At 58.3% G+C, this 849-nt stretch carries 1 protein-coding gene; it reads left to right on the top strand.

All coding sequences use genetic code 11. The annotated features are described in order from the left end of the window. The first annotated feature begins 72 nt into the window (after positions 1–72). A protein-coding gene (locus EFR00_RS32815) for an IS5-like element ISRel13 family transposase (RefSeq protein ID WP_089152684.1) occupies positions 73–833 on the top strand; the annotation gives its coding sequence in 2 pieces (ribosomal slippage) (positions 73–400 and positions 400–833; 762 coding nt in all). Positions 834–849: the final 16 nt, after the last annotated feature.

Raw genomic sequence — 849 nt, 5'->3', positions numbered from 1 at the left:
CTAGGCGGTGTGGACTCTTGGGATTCCCAAGGCTGAGCAAATCAGATTCAAGACTGTCTTTTGGAGGCAGTCATGGGTGTTTTGGATCGTCTGATCCTTCGGGACGAGCAGTGGGAGCGGATATCGCACCACATCATTGGTGACGAGCGCACACGCGGTTCGTCCGGCCGCGACAACCGCATGTTTATGGAAGCGGTGCTTTGGATTGTGCGAACGGGCTCGCCCTGGCGCGATCTGCCAGAAGTGTTCGGCGAGTGGAACAGTGTCTTCCGTCGTTTCAGCCGCTGGAGCCGGAAGGGCATCTGGTGGCGCATATTCGAGGCGATGGCGGACGATCCAGACTTCGAGTACTTGATTGTTGATTCCACCATCATCCGCGCCCATCAGCACGCTGCCGGCGCAAAAAAGGGGCTGAAGATCAAGCCCTTGGCCGCTCCCGCGGCGGATTGAGCACCAAGATCCACATGGCCGTGCGGGGTCTCGGTTGCCCGGTCCGCTTCATATTGACCGCAGGCCAGAAGGGCGATGCGCCGCAAGCCGACGCCCTGATCGAGGGCCTACCCGCCGACATCATCATGGCCGATACCGCCTATGACAGCAATCACCTGCGCAATGCCATCGCCGATAAGGGCGCCGTGGCAGTGATCCCCAACAATCCTTCGCGTGCGCGAAAATACCCGCTCGACAAACATCTCTATGCTCAGCGACACCTGATCGAATGCTGCTTTTCTAAACTCAAGCAGTTCAGAAGGGTCGCGACGCGCTTCGAGAAAACCGCCGAAAACTACCTCGCCGTCGTCACTATCGCGGCGACAATGCTATGGATCAGATAACTGTCCACACGACCTA

Source organism: Rhizobium sophoriradicis (assembly GCF_003939025.1).
GTDB classification, from domain to species: domain Bacteria; phylum Pseudomonadota; class Alphaproteobacteria; order Rhizobiales; family Rhizobiaceae; genus Rhizobium; species Rhizobium sophoriradicis.
The sequence above is the reverse complement of the archived record's forward strand: the minus strand, read 5'-3'. Positions and strand labels throughout refer to the sequence as shown.